The sequence below is a fragment of the Escherichia sp. TC-EC600-tetX4 genome (genome assembly GCF_019356055.1).
Lineage (GTDB): Bacteria > Pseudomonadota > Gammaproteobacteria > Enterobacterales > Enterobacteriaceae.
This window is the reverse complement of sequence record NZ_CP079924.1, coordinates 3,200,241-3,217,516: the sequence shown is the minus strand read 5'-3', so window position 1 is coordinate 3,217,516 and position 17,276 is coordinate 3,200,241. Positions and strand designations below refer to the sequence as shown.

The window sequence follows — 17,276 nt, the reverse complement described above, 5'->3', positions numbered from 1 at the left end:
AGGAGATGTAAAGCATTAGCAGATATTATGAGTAATGACCCAGTGTAAATTGGGCCATTGATGTATGGAATTAAGCGGTAATATATTCGAAGTCCGGATTGTTTAGTAGCGCTAAAATATTTTCCAGTAAACGTGGAGCAATATTATTAGTCGTCGCTTCGGGTTTCCATTGTGATATTTTAGCCATTTCCATTCCGGCATACCCACAAGGATTAATACGTAAAAATGGTGAAAGATCCATATTGACGTTTAATGCCAGACCGTGGAATGAACAACCGCGTCGAATACGTAAACCCAGTGAGCAAATTTTCTTTTCCCCAACATAGACACCTGGCGCGTCAGCCCGAGGATGCGCTTCTATACCCAGTTCAGCCAGGGTATTCACCACTGTTTGCTCAAGCAAGGTCACCAGTTCACGCACACCGAGTTTACGGCGTTTCAGGTTAAGCAACACATACATCACCTGTTGCCCCGGCCCGTGATAAGTCACCTGCCCACCGCGATCGCTCTGGATCACCGGAATATCACCCGGCATTAAAATGTGCTCCGCTTTTCCTGCCTGACCTTGGGTGAATACCGGATAGTGCTCGACCAGCCAGATTTCATCAAGGGTACTATCATCGCGGGTATCGGTGAATTCATGCATAGCCTGGGAGATTGGCTCGTAAGGCTGAAGACCGAGCTGGCGGACAAGAATTTTATCCTGATACAAAACGGCATCTCCGTGGAGAATGAGTAAAAGTGGGGGAAAAGTATATCACAGCGAGGAGAGGGGAGTTACCCGACCAGGAGCCGGGTAACGGAGAAGCGAGTTACAGAACCATGCGGACAATATCGATTTTGCCCAGTTCTTCATACAGTGTTTCAACCTGCTCGATATGAGTGGCGTTGATAGTGATAGATACCGAGTGGTAGTTGCCTTTGCTGCTTGGTTTTACCGTTGGGGTGTAGTCACCTGGCGCATGGCGCTGTACCACTTCAACCACCTGATCAACCAGCTCAGGTAACGCCTGCCCCATAACTTTGTAAGTAAAAGGAGTAGGGAATTCAAGCAGTTCGTTAAGTTTGGTTTTCATGTCAGCTCCGGCGTAACGTAATTAAATAGCAACTCCCGCCAGAAGGCGGGAGTTTTTTACTGATGCTTAGTATATGGGGACGGAAATTACACTTTCAAGTGTTTAATTTTTAACCAAACCAGTGATGGAACATTAATTTAATGTAATCAATGATTTTGCCGAAGAAGTTACCTTCCGGGATTTCTTGCAACACAACCAGCGGGCGTTGCTCGATCGTTTTGCCATCAAGCTGGAAGTTGATAGTTCCGACGACCTGATTCTTTTGCAGCGGCGCATGCAATTCACTGCTGTTCAGCACATAGCTGGCTTTCAGATCTTTCATGCGACCACGCGGAATGGTCAGGTACACGTCTTTATCAACCCCTAACGAAGCGCGATCAGAATCACCAAACCAAACCGGTTCAGAGGCGAACTCTTTACCTACTTTCAGTGGGTTAACGGTTTCAAAGAAACGGAAGCCCCAGGTTAGCAGTTTTTTACTTTCGGCTTCACGGCCTTTAAAAGTACGTCCGCCCATTACCGCAGAAATCAAGCGCATCTGGCCTTCAGTCGCAGAAGCAACAAGGTTGTAACCTGCTTTGTCAGTGTGTCCGGTTTTGATGCCGTCGACATTCAGGCTGTTATCCCATAACAGGCCGTTACGGTTCAGCTGGCGAATACCGTTAAACGTAAATTCTTTTTCTTTATAGATCGAGTATTCATTCGGTACGTCACGGATCAATGCCTGGCCGATCAGCGCCATATCTCGCGCGGAGCTGTACTGACCATCAGCATCCAGACCATGTACCGTCTGGAAGTGGGTATTTTTCAGGCCCAGTGCGTTAACGTAGCTGTTCATCAAGCCAACAAAAGCGTCCTGGCTACCAGCGGCAAAATCGGCCATGGCGACACAAGCATCGTTACCCGATTGCAGGTTAATACCGCGGATCAGCTGAGAAACCGGAACCTGCATGCCCGGTTTGAGGAACATCAGCGAAGAACCTTTAAACACCGGGTTACCGGTGGCCCATGCGTCGTTGCCGATAGTGACTAAATCAGTTTCTTTAAATTTACCGGCTTTCATTGCCTGGCCGATAACGTAACTGGTCATCATTTTGGTCAGGCTGGCAGGATCGCGGCGGACATCTGCGTTCTGTTCGGCGAGCACTTTGCCGGAGTTATAGTCAATCAGGATGTAGGACTCCGCATCGATCTGCGGTACACCCGGGATCATAGTTTTGATATTCAGGTCATCGGCATGTGCAGCAGAGATAAAGGCTGTGCAAAGAGCCGTGGTGAGCGCCAGGCGCTTCATGATACGAGCGGAAAAAATGGTATTCATGGTCTGAACTACGACATCCGTGATGGAATTAAAAAAGTGCCCTACTATAGCAAATGCACTACCGGCAGGCATCTGACTTTCCGCGTGACTTTGTTAACGTCATTTACAGAAATTGACACATCAGATGCCTGCTTTACGCTACTGCGCGGTAGTAATAAATGACTGTAATTGGGCTTCGGTTTGCAAACGTTGCTGCAAGGTACTGGCTTCGGCTTTGCTGGCGAATGGGCCAAGCTGGATCCGCCAGACCGCGCCATTTTGAGTTACGCGACCGGGGACGCCGAACTTCTGTCCCAGTTGCTGTTGGTACTGTTGCGCACGAGCCTGATCGCTTACGGCCCCGACTTGCACCATAAAGTTGCCGCTGGCGCTTTGCGAGACGGCTTGCGGTGTCACCATTGCAGGCGAGGTTGCAGGCGTTGTCGACGGAGCTGTAACAACGGGCTGTGGCGCAGGCGTCGGTTCGCTGCCTTCCAGTACACCAGGCGCTAAGGTCGTTGGTGCGCCGAGGAAACCGCTACTGGTTACCGGCGCGCCGGTCGGATCTTCGCTTTTTAGCGTCGAATTACTGACCGGAAGAATGTCACCCTGCGGGCCAGACACTGAACTTGTTCCCGCGCCACCGCTTAAATCGGGAGGTGCAGGCAGGGCGTAAGTCTGTTTGGCGACTGTGGTACAAGCCATACCAGGACCAGAAAGCGAACCATCCTGGGCAACAATAATCGGATCGATACGAACTTTGGTGTTGTTTGACGTGTTAAGACGGTCAGCTGCCGCGCGAGAAAGTGAAATAACGCGGTCGTTGCCGTAAGGGCCGCGATCATTAATGCGCACCACGATCATTCGCCCGTTAGCCAGGTTAGTGATTCTGGCGTAGCTGGGGATCGGAAGCGTTGGATGGGCTGCCGTCAGCTGTGTCGGATCGAATGCTTCGCCAGAGGCCGTCAGGTTACTGCCGGGTTCGGCATCATAGATTGCCGCCAGTCCCGCCTGGCTAAATCGAGACGGATCCTGCACGATTTTGTAGCTTTTACCGTCGCGCTGGTAATCCTGATTTGCCGTCGCGTTCAGTGGTTCGAAACGCGGGTCCGCCCCGCTAATTTCAACTATAGGGCCGTTACATACCGCAGGCTGCGGTACACTTACCGTCTGTTGCTGACCATCATCGCTTGTACATGCCGCGAGCATTCCTGCCGCGATGCAGATCCCGAGCCACTGCTTACGCATTGCGCACCTCTTACACGCTTTTCGACAACATTTTCCTGTGGGTGTGGATTGACATTACAATCCCGAACCCAGCCATCAGCACAATTAGCGCCGATCCTCCATAACTGACCAGTGGGAGCGGAACCCCTACAACCGGCAGAATACCGCTTACCATACCAATATTTACGAAGACATAAACGAATAATATCAGCATTAAGCCGCCAGCCATGACGCGACCAAAGGTGGTTTGCGCTCTGGCGGCTATCCACAGCCCGCGCATGATCAGCAGAATGTAGAGAGCGAGCAGAATCAGAATGCCCACTAATCCCAGCTCTTCCGCCAGTACCGCGAAGATAAAGTCAGTATGGCGTTCGGGGAGAAATTCAAGCTGTGACTGAGTGCCGTGCAGCCAGCCTTTGCCGCGTAATCCGCCGGAGCCAATAGCAATTTTAGACTGAATAATGTGATAGCCCGCGCCGAGTGGGTCTGATTCCGGGTCCAGGAGCATCATTACGCGCTGGCGCTGGTAATCATGCATCAGGAAGAACCACAGAATCGGAATGAACGCCGCTACCAGCACTACTGCGACGCCAATCAGACGCCAGCTAAGGCCAGAGAGGAACAGTACAAACAGACCGGAAAGCGCAACGAGGATTGATGTTCCCAGGTCAGGCTGTGCAGCCACCAGCAGCGTGGGCATAAATATCAGCACCAGCGCGATGCCAGTGTTCTTCAACGATGGCGGGCAAACGTCGCGGTTGATAAAGCGCGCAACCATCAGTGGTACGGCTATTTTGGCAATTTCCGACGGCTGAAAACGAACAATACCGAGGTCCAGCCAGCGTTGAGCACCTTTAGAGATGGCACCGAAAGCATCTACCGCCACCAGCAAAATAATACAGATGATATAGAGATAGGGGGCCCAGCCTTCATAAACGCGTGGAGGAATTTGCGCCATCACCACCATGATGACCAGACCCATCGCGATTTGGCCGATTTTACGCTCCATCATGCCAATATCCTGACCGCTGGCGCTCCAGATAACCAGGGCGCTGTAAACCAGCAATGCCAGTAAGATCAGCAGCATTGTGGGATCGAGATGGACTTTATCCCAGAATGTTTTTTTATTCGGATTATCCGTCATGATTAATGGTCCTCCGCTGCGGCAACCGCTGGATTTTCCGCAGGCAGATCGGTGTTGTTATCACCCAGCATAATGTGGTCGAGGATCTGGCGCATCAGTGTACCAACCGCCGGACCCGCACCACCGTTCTCCAGAATCATGGCGACAGCCACTTGCGGATTGTTGTATGGCGCAAAGGCGGTCATCAGTTTGTGGTCACGTAAACGCTCGGCAATTTTGTGCGCATTATAGGTTTCGTTCGCTTTCAGACCGAAGACCTGAGCGGTACCGGATTTCGCCGCAATTTTGTACGGTGCGCTAGCAAAGTATTTATGCGCCGTACCGTTAGGGCGGTTAGCAACACCGTACATACCGTCTTTCGCCAGCTCCCAGTAACCGGAATGAATATCGCCGACGGGCGGTTCATGCGGCTGTACCCATGGCACCTGTTTGCCGTCTTCGGCGGTGCTCATCAGCAAATGAGGAACCTTCACGATACCGTCATTAATCAGGATCATCAGTGCCTTACTCATCTGGATTGGGGTCGCTGTCCAGTAACCCTGACCGATACCAACCGGAATGGTGTCACCCTGATACCACGGTTTTTTAAAGCGTTTCTGTTTCCATTCGCGGGTAGGCATGTTGCCGGAACGTTCTTCCGCCAGGTCGATACCGGTGTAATGACCATAACCGAATTTACCCATCCATTCGGAGAGGCGATCGATCCCCATATCGTAGGCCACCTGATAGAAGAAGGTATCCGCAGATTCTTCCAGCGATCTTGTGACATTCAGACGCCCGTGGCCCCATTTTTTCCAGTCACGATAACGTTTTTCCGAACCTGGCAGTTGCCACCAGCCTGGGTCAAACAGCGTCGTATTGCGCGTGATCACCCCGGCGCTCAATGCCGAAACCGCCACATAGGGTTTAACTGTAGACGCGGGAGGATAAACCCCCTGTGTGGCGCGGTTCACCAGCGGTGTATTCGGATCGTTCAACAAGGCGGAATAATCTTTGCTGGAGATACCGTCAACAAACAAGTTTGGGTCATAACTAGGCGTGGAAACCAGCGCCAGCACCCCACCTGTACGCGGATCGGTGACTACCACAGCTGCGCGGCTACCCGCCAGCAGCGTTTCAATATATTGCTGGAGTTTGAGATCCAGCGTCAGGTAAATATCGTGTCCGGCTTGCGGTGGTACTTCTTTTAACTGGCGAATAACACGCCCACGGTTGTTAACTTCAACCTCTTCATAACCGGTCTGACCGTGCAGCACATCTTCATAGTAACGCTCAATGCCCAGCTTACCGATATCATGCGTTGCCGCATAGTTGGCCAGTTTGCCGTCATTATTCAGGCGTTCGACGTCTTTATCGTTGATTTTCGACACATAGCCGATGACGTGGGTCAACGCCGAACCGTAAGGATAGTAACGACGTTTATAGCCTTTAACTTCGACACCCGGAAAACGGTACTGATTGACGGCAAAGCGAGCTACTTGTACTTCGGTCAGGTTAGTTTTCACCGGAATAGAGGTGAAACGGTGTGAACGTGCGCGCTCTTTTCGGAATGCAGCAATATCGTCATCGGTCAGATCTACCACGCTGCGCAAAGCGTCCAGCGTTTGCTGCACGTTATCGACTTTCTCCGGCATCATTTCTATCTGGTAGATAGTGCGGTTGAGGGCCAGAGGGATACCGTTACGATCGTAGATAATGCCGCGGCTGGGCGCGATAGGCACCAGCTTAATGCGGTTTTCATTAGAGCGGGTCTGGTAGTCGGTAAAGCGAACAATTTGCAGATTATACAGGTTGGCGATAAGCACGCCGGTCAGCAGCAAAATCCCCAAAAAGGCGACCAGCGCCCGGCGCACAAACAGCGCGGACTCTGCCGTATAGTCGCGAAAAGAGTTCTGTAGTTTCATCCGCTGCGTTTTCTACTCAAAGCTCCCTTATCACTCACGGTGATAAGGATGGTTGGTGGTGATGCTCCACGCCCGGTACAGACTCTCTGCGACCAGCACGCGAACCAGCGGATGGGGGAGGGTAAGCGCCGACAGCGACCAGCTCTGCTCAGCCGCCGCTTTACAGGCAGGCGACAACCCTTCAGGCCCGCCAATCAGTAGACTGACGTCGCGACCATCCAGCTTCCAGCGTTCCAGCTCAGCGGCTAACTGCGGCGTATCCCAGGGCTTGCCTGGAATATCGAGGGTGACAATGCGGTTTTTGCCTGCGGCCGCCAACATCTGCTCACCCTCTTTGTCGAGTATGCGCTTGATGTCCGCATTCTTGCCGCGTTTTCCGGCCGGAATTTCAATCAGCTCGAAGGGCATATCTTTCGGAAAACGACGCAGGTACTCGGTAAAACCGGTTTGTACCCAGTCCGGCATTTTCGTTCCCACGGCGACAAGTTGCAGCTTCACGCATTAACTCCAGAGTTTTTCCAGTTCATACAGGCGACGGCTCTCTTCCTGCATGACATGGACAATCACATCGCCCAAATCCACGACAATCCAGTCGGCGCTGTTTTCACCTTCTACGCCGAGCGGTAACAGGCCCGCTGCGCGAGACTCCTGCACAACGTGGTCAGCAATGGACATAACATGACGGCTGGACGTACCCGTACAGATGATCATGCAGTCGGTGATGCTGGATTTGCCCTGAACGTCTAAGGCGATGATGTCCTGACCTTTGAGGTCATCAATTTTGTCGATAACAAAATCCTGGAGTGCTTTACCCTGCAAGTTTTCCCCCTGGGTGAATCAAATAGATAAAAATGGTCTGTCAGTATACCTGAACCAGAGGCGATTTCGGGACAATTGTCGCCGAATCGGCTTTCGAAAGTGGGCTATCATCCCACCCCGCGCCGCAGATTGCATCGCCATTTTTGTAAAACAATTTCTACAAAGTCGTGTCTGGCGGAAAAAGTCTGGCTGCGGAGAATATCAGCCTGCCCGGGTCTGTCAATGGTCGTTGCGGCTTACCCGTAAAAAAACAGAAAAGTCATGCATTCTCGACCCCGATGGCACGGCTATTGAGGACGCGTAGCGTCGCGAATTTTTGGTTGATATCAATGGCGCTCCAACACCCCTGGTCAACGCGAAAATGCCACATAGCTTCGGCAGGCATGCCAATTAAACGGGCGATTAACAGACTCAGTACACCCTGATGGCTGACGACTAAAATATTCTGATAGTGCTGAAATTCACTAAGCCTTGCGATAAAGCGTTCCACACGTTGCGAAAATGCCTGAAATCCTTCACCGTTCGTGGGGATTGCATGCTGCCAGTCATTGCACCACGCGCTATAGTTTTCGGCATCTTCTTGCATGAGGTCGCGATGATGTCGCATCTCCCAGTCGCCAAAAAACATTTCGTTGAGTTCAGGTATGATTTGCACGGGGAGCTGGCGGTCACTGAGAACCAGTCGCGCGGTATGCTGTGCCCGTTCCAGTTCACTGCATAAAACCAGATCAAAGGAAACACCATGTAGCAGCGTATGCAGATTTTGCGCTTGCTCAATACCGCGCGCGGTCAGGGGGGTGGGCGCATGACCGCTGTAAAGACCATCGATATTCGCTTGCGTTTCACCATGACGAATTAACCACAGTCGCATCATGCCCTCCGTAACGACAGGTATCAGCGATACAAGCCTTGTTGGTTAATGTAAGTCAGTACCGGTTCCGGCAATAAATCCTCACATGATTCACCGTTTTGCAAACGTTCGCGGATGATGGTCGCCGAGATGTTAAACCACGGCGTTTCAGCCAGATAAATTTTACCGGCAGGCTGAAGGTGAAGATCTTCCGGGTTATGTGTCAAATGATCTTCCAGCCATTGCTGGTATTGCGGTTGCGCCATTTCAAGTGGGTAACCTGGACGCCGACAGACGATCAAATGTGCATTGTCGAGTATCGTTTCGTATTCGTACCAGGTCGGAAAGGTCAGCAGTGAATCCTGACCAATAATAAACGCCAGCGGCACGTCCGGTCCTTGTTCCTGCCGCCACTCTTTCAGTGTTTGCGCAGTGTAAGAGGGGGCATTGCGCTTTAGCTCGCGTTCATCAAGAGTAAATAATGGCTTGTCGGCAATCGCCAGTTCAAGCATGTGTTTACGCTGCACGCTGTTCGCTTCCGGCTGGGGACGATGCGGAGGAACATTATTAGGGATGATTGTGACCCGCGTCAGACCAATCAAATTCGCCAGCGTTTCCACGGGTTTTAGATGACCATAGTGCACCGGATCAAAGGTGCCGCCAAACAGAGCCTGTAAAGATTTCATATCAACCGTCGATAAATACGTCCGCCAGGGGTTTATGGCACAACAGAAGAGATAACCCTTCCAGCTCTGCCCACACTGACTGACCGTAATCTTGTTTGAGGGTGAGTTCCGTTCGTGTCAGGAGTTGCACGGCCTGACGTAACTGCGTCTGACTTAAGCGATTTAACGCCTCGCCCATCATGCCCCGGCGGTTCTGCCATACCCGATGCTTATCAAACAACGCACGCAGTGGCGTATGGGCAGACTGGCGTTTCAGGTTAACCAGTAACAACAGTTCACGTTGTAATGTGCGCAACAAAATAACCGGTTCGCTGCCTTCCAGACGCAGTTGCTGAAGAATATGCAATGCGCGCTTACTTTTTCCCATCAACAAAGCATCAACCCAATGAAAAGGGGTGAAATGCGCGGCATCATTCACCGCCTGTTCAACGCGCGGTAATGTCAATTTGCCGTCTGGCCAGAGCAGCGATAAACGCTCCAGTGCCTGAGCCAGCGCCAGCAGGTTACCTTCATAACAGTAGCAGAGCACCTGATTTGCCGCGTCATCCAGTTCTAAGTTGAGCTGTTTTGCGCGCGCAGCAACCCAGCGGGGAAGCTGAGCCTGCTCCGGTGTCTGACAGGTCACCTGCACGCTGCGATTCGCAAGCGCAGTAAACCAGGCGGCATTTTCTTGCGCTTTGCTTAATTTATTACCGCGGACGATCAACAGCAGGTCGTCATGCAGAAGTCCGGTGAGTGTGAGAAGTTGCTCATTGATCGCCGCATTCGGTCCGTTTTCTGGTAACAACAGCAATAGCGTTTGTCGACTGGCAAACAGACTCATAGCCTGGCATAACGAAAAGATCGCATTCCAGTCAGTGTTGGGATCAATGGAAAAAGTGTGGTGTTCTTCGAATCCTTGTGCCGCAGCTACCTGACGAACAGCGTCCTGGCTTTCCTGCAATAACAGAGGATCGTTACCAAGTAAAAGATACGCCGCGCGCAGCCCTTCATTGAGCTGCGCGCGGAGTTGTTCCGGGTACAACCGAATCATCAGTTACCCAGCGTGGTGGAGACGCGTGCAGGCGTTGCCGGAGTATCCGTTGTGGTCGACGTCTGTTCTTCGTCGGAACGAATATCCGCAGCACGGATGCTTGGCAGCTTACGAATCAGCTGTTCGGCAGCACGGTCGTACATCTCTTTTACGATCATGTCTTGTTCGTTATCTTTCGCTAACGCCATTTGCGGGTTATCGAAGAACGAACGGAAGACTTTGGCGCTAATCGGGTAGATATCACGGCCGGGGATCAACACGGTCGCATTAACCGTCATGATCATCTGATACTCTGCTGTTTGACCGTTACGGAATACCGATGCGGTATCTTTCGCGATGCTCACTTTACCCAAACGCAAGGATGGAACGTCCTTACGCGTGGTTTCTTTATCAAGCAACTCGACACCATTCAGACGTAACTGGTTACGCACCGCACGGCTTAATGGCCCGTTCGGATCGCCTGAGTCCAGGATCATGACCTTCATAGTGGAAGGAACCTGCGTGGTATCACGCAGATGCCAGCCACACCCGGCGGTGATTAACACCGCCAGAGATAACAACAATGTTGCCAGATATCGCACGCTTCCTCCCGCGCTTAGCCAACGACCAGATTGAGGAGTTTACCTGGTACGTAAATCACTTTACGTACAGTAACGCCATCAAGATATTTTGCTACCAGATGTTCCTGGCCAGCACGTTCGCGAACCTGTTCTTCCGTTGCGTCCACCGGAACGGTGATTTTGGCACGGACTTTACCGTTAACCTGCACCACGACCAGCGTGGAGTCTTCCACCATCGCTTTTTCGTCAGCAACCGGCCACGGCGCGTTGTCGATATCGCCTTCGCCTTTCAGTTCCTGCCACAGCGTGAAGCAGATGTGCGGGGTGAACGGGTTAAGCATACGGACAACGGCCAGCAGTGCTTCCTGCATCAGAGCGCGATCCTGCTCGCCATCGGTTGGTGCTTTCGCCAGTTTGTTCATCAGCTCCATAATCGCCGCAATTGCGGTGTTGAAGGTCTGACGACGGCCGATATCATCGGTCACTTTAGCGATCGTTTTATGCACATCGCGACGCAGCGCTTTCTGATTTTCAGTCAGCGCATCAACGTTCAGTGCCGCAACATCACCTTTTGCTGTGTGCTCGTAAACCAGTTTCCAGACACGTTTCAGGAAGCGGTTAGCCCCTTCCACACCGGATTCCTGCCATTCGAGAGTCATATCAGCCGGAGAAGCAAACATCATAAACAGACGAACGGTGTCCGCGCCGTAACGTTCAACCATCACCTGCGGGTCGATACCGTTGTTCTTCGACTTGGACATTTTGCTCATGCCGGTATAAACCAGTTCATGGCCTGCCGCATCTTTCGCTTTCACGATACGGCCTTTCTCGTCACGTTCAACGATAGCATCAACCGGGGAAACCCAGTTACGTTCGCCGTTTTCGCCAACATAGTAGAAGGCATCTGCCAGCACCATACCCTGACACAGCAACTGTTTCGCTGGTTCGTCAGAGTTCACCATGCCTGCATCACGCATCAGTTTGTGGAAGAAGCGGAAGTAGAGCAGGTGCATAATGGCGTGTTCAATACCACCAATGTAGATATCCACCGGCAGCCAGTAGTTAGCCGCTTCGGAATCCAGCATACCTTCTTTGTACTGCGGGCAAGTGTAGCGCGCATAGTACCAGGAGGACTCCATAAAGGTGTCGAAAGTGTCGGTTTCACGCAGTGCTGGCATACCGTTAACGGTAGTTTTCGCCCACTCCGGATCTGCTTTAATCGGGCTGGTAATGCCGTCCATTACCACATCTTCCGGCAGGATCACCGGCAGCTGGTCGTCCGGGGTCGGCATTACGGTACCGTCTTCCAGCGTCACCATCGGAATCGGCGCGCCCCAGTAACGCTGACGGGAAACACCCCAGTCGCGCAGGCGGTAGTTCACTTTACGCTCGCCAACGCCCATCGCAGTCAGTTTATCGGCGATGGCGTTGAAGGCCGCTTCATGGTCAAGACCGTTGAACTCGCCAGAGTTGAACAGCACGCCTTTTTCAGTCAGGGCTTGCTGAGAAAGATCTGGCTCAGAGCCGTCAGCTGCCAGGATAACCGGTTTGATGTTCAGGCCGTATTTAGAGGCAAACTCGTAGTCGCGCTGGTCGTGCCCCGGTACCGCCATAACTGCGCCCGTGCCGTACTCCATCAATACGAAGTTTGCTGCCCAAACGGGAATTTCTTCGCCCGTTAATGGGTGAACCGCTTTAAAGCCAGTATCGACGCCTTTTTTCTCCATCGTCGCCATTTCAGCTTCGGCAACTTTGGTGTTACGGCATTCGTCAATAAAGGCCGCCAGTTCAGGATTATTTTCCGCCGCTTTCTGCGCCAGCGGATGACCCGCAGCTACCGCCAGGTAGGTACAACCCATAAAGGTGTCCGGGCGGGTAGTGTAAACGGTCAGCGTGTTGTCATAGTCGTTAACGTTGAAGGTGATCTCCACGCCTTCGGAACGACCGATCCAGTTACGCTGCATGGTTTTAACGGTGTCTGGCCAGTGATCCAGTTTATCCAGATCGTTGAGCAGCTCGTCAGCGTAAGCAGTGATTTTGATAAACCACTGCGGGATCTCTTTACGTTCAACTTTGGTATCGCAGCGCCAGCAACAGCCGTCGATAACTTGTTCGTTCGCCAGTACGGTCTGGTCGTTCGGGCACCAGTTGACCGCAGAAGTCTTCTTATATACCAGGCCTTTTTTATACAGCTCGGTGAAGAATTTCTGTTCCCAACGGTAGTATTCCGGCGTACAGGTTGCCAGCTCGCGGCTCCAGTCATAACCAAAGCCCAGCATTTTGAGCTGGTTTTTCATATACGCGATGTTGTCGTACGTCCACGGTGCCGGAGCGGTGTTGTTTTTCACCGCCGCGCCTTCCGCAGGCAGACCAAACGCGTCCCAGCCGATCGGCTGCAGGACGTTTTTGCCCAGCATACGCTGGTAGCGGGCGATCACGTCACCGATGGTGTAGTTACGTACGTGGCCCATGTGTAGTCGACCAGAAGGATAGGGAAGCATAGACAGGCAGTAATACTTCTCTTTGCTCTCGTCTTCGGTTACTTCAAATGTGCGCTTCTCATCCCAATGAAGCTGTACTTTGGATTCTATCTCTTCCGGGCGGTATTGCTCTTGCATGGCAGCCAGTGGTCCTGTTTTCAATACGGCTACAAATGTAGCGTTGAGGTGGTTTTTCAGATCCGCATAGCATAGCCCAAACGTCCGCGTCAAAACAGCCTTTCGCGCACTCGACGTTGAAATGATGCCCGGATTATTCATACATTAATTTACAGAGTTTGTGGGCGTATTAGCAAAGCAAGGAACAAAGAACGTCTATTATTATAGTCAGTTAACGACCCGGGAGATGAAACGATGAACAAGGTTGCTCAATATTACCGTGAACTGGTTGCGTCACTGAGCGAACGCCTGCGCAATGGCGAACGTGATATCGACGCACTGGTGGAACAGGCGCGCGAGCGCGTAATAAAAACAGGGGAGTTAACGCGAACCGAGGTCGATGAGCTGACGCGAGCTGTCAGACGTGACCTGGAAGAGTTCGCCATGAGCTATGAAGAGAGCCTGAAAGAAGAATCTGACAGCGTCTTTATGCGGGTGATTAAAGAAAGCTTGTGGCAGGAGCTGGCAGACATCACCGATAAAACGCAGCTTGAATGGCGCGAAGTTTTCCAGGACCTCAATCATCATGGGGTTTATCACAGCGGAGAAGTGGTCGGGCTGGGAAATCTGGTCTGCGAGAAATGTCACTTCCATCTCCCGATCTACACACCGGAAGTGCTGACGCTATGCCCGAAATGTGGTCATGACCAGTTCCAGAGACGCCCGTTTGAGCCGTAATAGTCTGATTTCGCACAGCAATAAAGAGAATATGGGCCGAATGAAATTCCCCGGCCCTTGTTTTTATCTCTACAGTAAATCTTCAGTCTCACGAATTTCCTGACTGACATCTCTGGTTCCGGATGACTGAACTTTACGATACAGGTCGAGAGCCTGTCGGAGATCGACAGGTCTTCCTTCTCCGTAGTGATACATAATGGCCAGGTTATACCAGGCAGTGGCGTCATTGCATTCAGCGGCTTTCGTAAACCATTCAAAGGCAGCCTGATAATCTTTCTCAACGCCTTGTCCGTGTTTATACATATAACCGATGTTGACGTAAGCGCCGACGCTCCCCTGAGCGGCAGCCTTCAGATACCAGTACATCGCTTGCTTATAGTCCTGGTCCACCCCTTCGCCAGCGTTATAATCCCATGCAATTTGAAACTGGGCGTGCCGATTACCCTGCTGTGCGCTTTTCAAATACCAGAATGCGGCGAGTGTCTTGTTTTGAGCAACGCCTTTTCCGTCTTCATAAAGATCGGCCAGATTGTTTTGCGCGTCACTATGGCCTTGTAATGCAGCTTGTTTGTACCAGAAAAATGCCAGCGCATAGTCTTTTGCGACTCCGTTGCCATTTCTGTACATCCACCCAAGATTATTTTGCGCATAAGACATTCCGCTCTCCGCGGCTATCTGATACCAGACAACCGCTTCTTTATAATTGGGGGCTTCTCCACGATCCAGTGTCCAGCCAAGGGCGTTGGAAGCGAAAGTATGGCCTTGTAGGGCAGCTTTTTTCAGCCAGAAGATGGCTTGCTCATTATCTTTATGACGGCTTTTATCCTCGGTATACTTTTGCCCTAAGGAATACTGTGCTTCACAATGACCTTGCTCAGCGGCCAGCTTCAGCCAGTAAAAGGCTTTTTCGTCGTCCGGAGAATCAATTGCGCTATCGCGATTATAATAAAACCCAACAATATATTGAGCCTCGCAATCGCCTTTTTCAGCACGTTCGATAATCTCATCTATTGATAAATTATCGCAGCAACTTGACGTGAAAATCATTATCATTTCCTTATGGTTGCAGATAAAACATATTATATTTTTATGTGTTCCATTTTTGCGTAAGCCTTATTTTATGCGTATTATGTCGCGTCAGAAAAGTATAAATAAACGAGCCTCGCAATGCGGCTAATATTCATTTAATGAATATTTAAGGATAAATTATATGGACATGGAGTCGCAAAAAATATTGTTTGCACTTTCCACTCCGATGGAAATACGCAATGAATGCTGTTTACCTTCGCATTCATCACCCAAAATGTATTTAGGTACATGCTTTTTTGACCTTTCTTCCTCATGGGGAATTGATGACCGTGATGACCTGCTGCGCACAATTCACCGAATGATCGATAACGGTCATGCCGCTCGGTTGGCAGGGTTTTATCACCGCTGGTTTCGTTATTCGCCATGTGAATGGCGTGACTATCTTGCTGAACTAAATGAGCAAGGTCAGGCTTATGCGCAATTTGTCGCCAGCACCGCCGAATGCTGTGGCGAAGGGGGAATCAAAGCCTGGGATTATGTCCGGATGGGTTTTTTAAGCCGAATGGGCGTACTTAATAACTGGTTGAGCGAAGAAGAAAGTCTATGGATCCAGTCGCGCATTCATCTACGGGCTCTACGTTATTATAGTAACTGGCGGCAATACTTTGCCGGTTATACCTTTGGTCGGCAATATTGGCAGTCTCCCGAAGATGATCATCTGCCTTTATTACGCGAATTCTTAGCGCGTAAAGAATACGACGATTCCGGCAATGATATGTTTTATCAATTATTTGCCAGTGATGATGCGTATTACCCTACCTTGTCCTGGCAACCATTGGCTTACTATTCTGCATGCCCGGAAACGCTTAAGGATATGAGCGACCTATGAAAAATTGCTGGAAGATCCTCGATATAGAGGAAACGACTGACGTCGATATTATCCGCCGCGCTTATCTGGCGCTGTTACCGTCCTTTCATCCAGAAACCGATCCGCAGGGTTTTAAACAACTTCGTCAGGCGTATGAGGAGGCGCTACGGATTGCGCAGTCGCCTGCTAAATCTGTTTGGCAACCAGAAGAATATGAGGTAGCAGAACATGAAATTCTGCTCGCCTTTCGTGCGTTACTTGCCTCTGATAGTGAACGTTTTCTGCCCTCCGCCTGGCAGCGATTCATTCAGCAATTAAATTATTGCTCGATGGAGGAGATTGATGAATTACGCTGGTCGCTGTGCACAATCGCCATGAACACTGCCCATTTATCCTTCGAGTGCGTGGTGTTATTAGCAGAAAGATTGCGGCGGTTACAGGAGGAAAATACCGGGGAAATAGACGAAGAAGAACTGGAATCCTTTTTATATGCCATTGCGAAGGGGAATGTTTTTAACTTCCAGACCATTCTGCATCTGCCCGTTGCCGTGCAAAATGACACCATCGATTTTTACCAAATGTTCGCTCGGATTTGGTCATCGCATCCACAATGGCTGACATTGTATTTAGCGCAACATCGCGCAGTGATTATCCCCGATGATGCAAAACTGCACAGAAATTTACTCCGCTGGTATAGCGCAGGTCGCCTGGATATCCCCGAACTTCTGGATTACGCCCAGTCATGGCGGGAAACTGAACCTGATAATGAAGATGCGCCTTATTATGAATACGCGCAACGCGTCTATTGTGGAGAAGGCGAAAGCCTGTTGGCAGAACTTTGTGACTACTGGCGCGAGTATCCCTCCACCCAGGCGGATGCTTTAATGTTGCAATGGTGCCGTCAGCATCGGGTCGATTATTACCCATTACTGGTGATGATGATTGAAGCGCGTGATCTGGTTAACGATCAGGGAAAACCGCTACTTTATGTCCCCGGCGACAGCGCCCGTACGCGTTTTCATTTATACGAAATACTCAGCGATGAAAAACTCTCTGCGCTGGGGCGTTCACTGGTCGAGATGGTTTTGCACAAAGGACGTAAGCCGCGGATCTCACTCACGCGTGATACAGAACATACCTTATGGCCATTATATCTAGTTGCCAAACAATTAGTGCAGGCCTGCCAACCTACAGAAGAATCATTAATGCCGATTGTGAGCCGCCTTGATGCAGAAAATCGTTGTCCACTGGAAGCATTAATTATTCGTCGATTATTAATTCAGGCGGCGAATTTTACCGAGAAGCAAACTGTTGAACCGGAGCCGCAACCGCAGCCAATGCCCGTTGACGATGGTGGGCCAGGCTGTCTGGGCATCATTAAAATTATTTTCTATATTTTTATCTTTGCTGGTTTGATAGGGAAAATACTCCATCTGTTCGGGTGA

At 50.8% G+C, this 17,276-nt stretch carries 17 protein-coding genes; 3 read left to right on the top strand and 14 right to left on the bottom strand.

All coding sequences use genetic code 11. From position 1 onward, the window contains the following. Positions 1 to 70: 70 nt before the first annotated feature. The 13 genes from lipB to leuS all read right to left on the bottom strand — a co-directional run bounded on the left by lipB (position 71) and on the right by leuS (position 13,217). A complete protein-coding gene (gene lipB / locus KXD89_RS15650; RefSeq protein ID WP_000284027.1) occupies positions 71 to 712 on the bottom strand; it encodes a lipoyl(octanoyl) transferase LipB in 642 nt (213 codons plus the stop codon). 100 nt (positions 713 to 812) lie between these two features. Beyond that, on the bottom strand, positions 813 to 1,076 hold the full coding sequence (ybeD, locus tag KXD89_RS15645; protein ID WP_000850550.1) for a DUF493 family protein YbeD: 264 nt from the start codon (positions 1,074 to 1,076) through the stop codon (positions 813 to 815). 109 nt (positions 1,077 to 1,185) lie between these two features. Next, entirely contained in the window at positions 1,186 to 2,397 is a 1,212-nt protein-coding gene (dacA, locus tag KXD89_RS15640) for a D-alanyl-D-alanine carboxypeptidase DacA (RefSeq protein WP_001092082.1), read from the bottom strand. Positions 2,398 to 2,535: 138 nt separating this feature from the next. Beyond that, a complete protein-coding gene (gene rlpA / locus KXD89_RS15635; RefSeq protein ID WP_001231430.1) occupies positions 2,536 to 3,624 on the bottom strand; it encodes an endolytic peptidoglycan transglycosylase RlpA in 1,089 nt (362 codons plus the stop codon). Between the two features lie 10 nt (positions 3,625 to 3,634). Further along, a complete protein-coding gene (gene mrdB, locus KXD89_RS15630) occupies positions 3,635 to 4,747 on the bottom strand; it encodes a peptidoglycan glycosyltransferase MrdB (protein ID WP_000131719.1) in 1,113 nt (370 codons plus the stop codon). Positions 4,748 to 4,749: 2 nt separating this feature from the next. Then, on the bottom strand, positions 4,750 to 6,651 hold the full coding sequence (mrdA, locus tag KXD89_RS15625; RefSeq protein ID WP_000776191.1) for a peptidoglycan DD-transpeptidase MrdA: 1,902 nt from the start codon (positions 6,649 to 6,651) through the stop codon (positions 4,750 to 4,752). 30 nt (positions 6,652 to 6,681) lie between these two features. Beyond that, the gene (gene rlmH, locus KXD89_RS15620; protein ID WP_000776104.1) at positions 6,682 to 7,149 is read right to left on the bottom strand and encodes a 23S rRNA (pseudouridine(1915)-N(3))-methyltransferase RlmH; all 468 of its coding nucleotides are present in this window, start codon (positions 7,147 to 7,149) and stop codon (positions 6,682 to 6,684) included. Between the two features lie 3 nt (positions 7,150 to 7,152). Next, positions 7,153 to 7,470 (bottom strand): ribosome silencing factor, encoded by a 318-nt coding sequence (gene rsfS / locus KXD89_RS15615; RefSeq protein WP_001161664.1) that lies wholly within the window; start codon positions 7,468 to 7,470, stop codon positions 7,153 to 7,155. 259 nt (positions 7,471 to 7,729) lie between these two features. After that, a complete protein-coding gene (locus KXD89_RS15610) occupies positions 7,730 to 8,341 on the bottom strand; it encodes an adenosylcobalamin/alpha-ribazole phosphatase (protein WP_001241872.1) in 612 nt (203 codons plus the stop codon). A gap of 23 nt (positions 8,342 to 8,364) precedes the next feature. Beyond that, on the bottom strand, positions 8,365 to 9,006 hold the full coding sequence (nadD, locus tag KXD89_RS15605) for a nicotinate-nucleotide adenylyltransferase (protein WP_000838889.1): 642 nt from the start codon (positions 9,004 to 9,006) through the stop codon (positions 8,365 to 8,367). A gap of 1 nt (position 9,007) precedes the next feature. After that, complete coding sequence (gene holA, locus KXD89_RS15600; protein WP_000620535.1) at positions 9,008 to 10,039, bottom strand: DNA polymerase III subunit delta; 1,032 nt, start codon at positions 10,037 to 10,039, stop codon at positions 9,008 to 9,010. Next, the gene (gene lptE / locus KXD89_RS15595; RefSeq protein ID WP_001269673.1) at positions 10,039 to 10,620 is read right to left on the bottom strand and encodes an LPS assembly lipoprotein LptE; all 582 of its coding nucleotides are present in this window, start codon (positions 10,618 to 10,620) and stop codon (positions 10,039 to 10,041) included. Before lptE ends, holA begins: the two co-directional genes overlap by 1 nt. Positions 10,621 to 10,634: 14 nt before the next feature. Continuing rightward, positions 10,635 to 13,217: a leucine--tRNA ligase gene (gene leuS, locus KXD89_RS15590; protein ID WP_001340834.1), complete on the bottom strand. Its 2,583-nt coding sequence runs from the start codon at positions 13,215 to 13,217 to the stop codon at positions 10,635 to 10,637. 234 nt (positions 13,218 to 13,451) lie between these two features. Here leuS and KXD89_RS15585 point away from each other — a divergent pair, with 234 nt between their 5' ends. Then, positions 13,452 to 13,934 (top strand): zinc ribbon-containing protein, encoded by a 483-nt coding sequence (locus KXD89_RS15585; RefSeq protein WP_001044880.1) that lies wholly within the window; start codon positions 13,452 to 13,454, stop codon positions 13,932 to 13,934. 69 nt (positions 13,935 to 14,003) lie between these two features. On the opposite strand, the gene ybeQ is transcribed toward KXD89_RS15585, so the two are convergent. After that, positions 14,004 to 14,981: a Sel1 family TPR-like repeat protein YbeQ gene (gene ybeQ / locus KXD89_RS15580; RefSeq protein ID WP_000578178.1), complete on the bottom strand. Its 978-nt coding sequence runs from the start codon at positions 14,979 to 14,981 to the stop codon at positions 14,004 to 14,006. A gap of 163 nt (positions 14,982 to 15,144) precedes the next feature. Between ybeQ and KXD89_RS15575 the strand changes: the two genes are divergently transcribed. Together KXD89_RS15575 and KXD89_RS15570 are read left to right on the top strand one after the other, a co-directional pair. Further along, positions 15,145 to 15,852 carry a DUF1266 domain-containing protein gene (locus tag KXD89_RS15575; protein ID WP_000367023.1) on the top strand — a complete coding sequence of 236 codons (708 nt, stop codon included), beginning with the start codon at positions 15,145 to 15,147 and terminating at the stop codon, positions 15,850 to 15,852. Further along, positions 15,849 to 17,276: a J domain-containing protein gene (locus tag KXD89_RS15570; RefSeq protein ID WP_001698092.1), complete on the top strand. Its 1,428-nt coding sequence runs from the start codon at positions 15,849 to 15,851 to the stop codon at positions 17,274 to 17,276. The genes KXD89_RS15575 and KXD89_RS15570 overlap by 4 nt, the downstream gene beginning before the upstream one ends.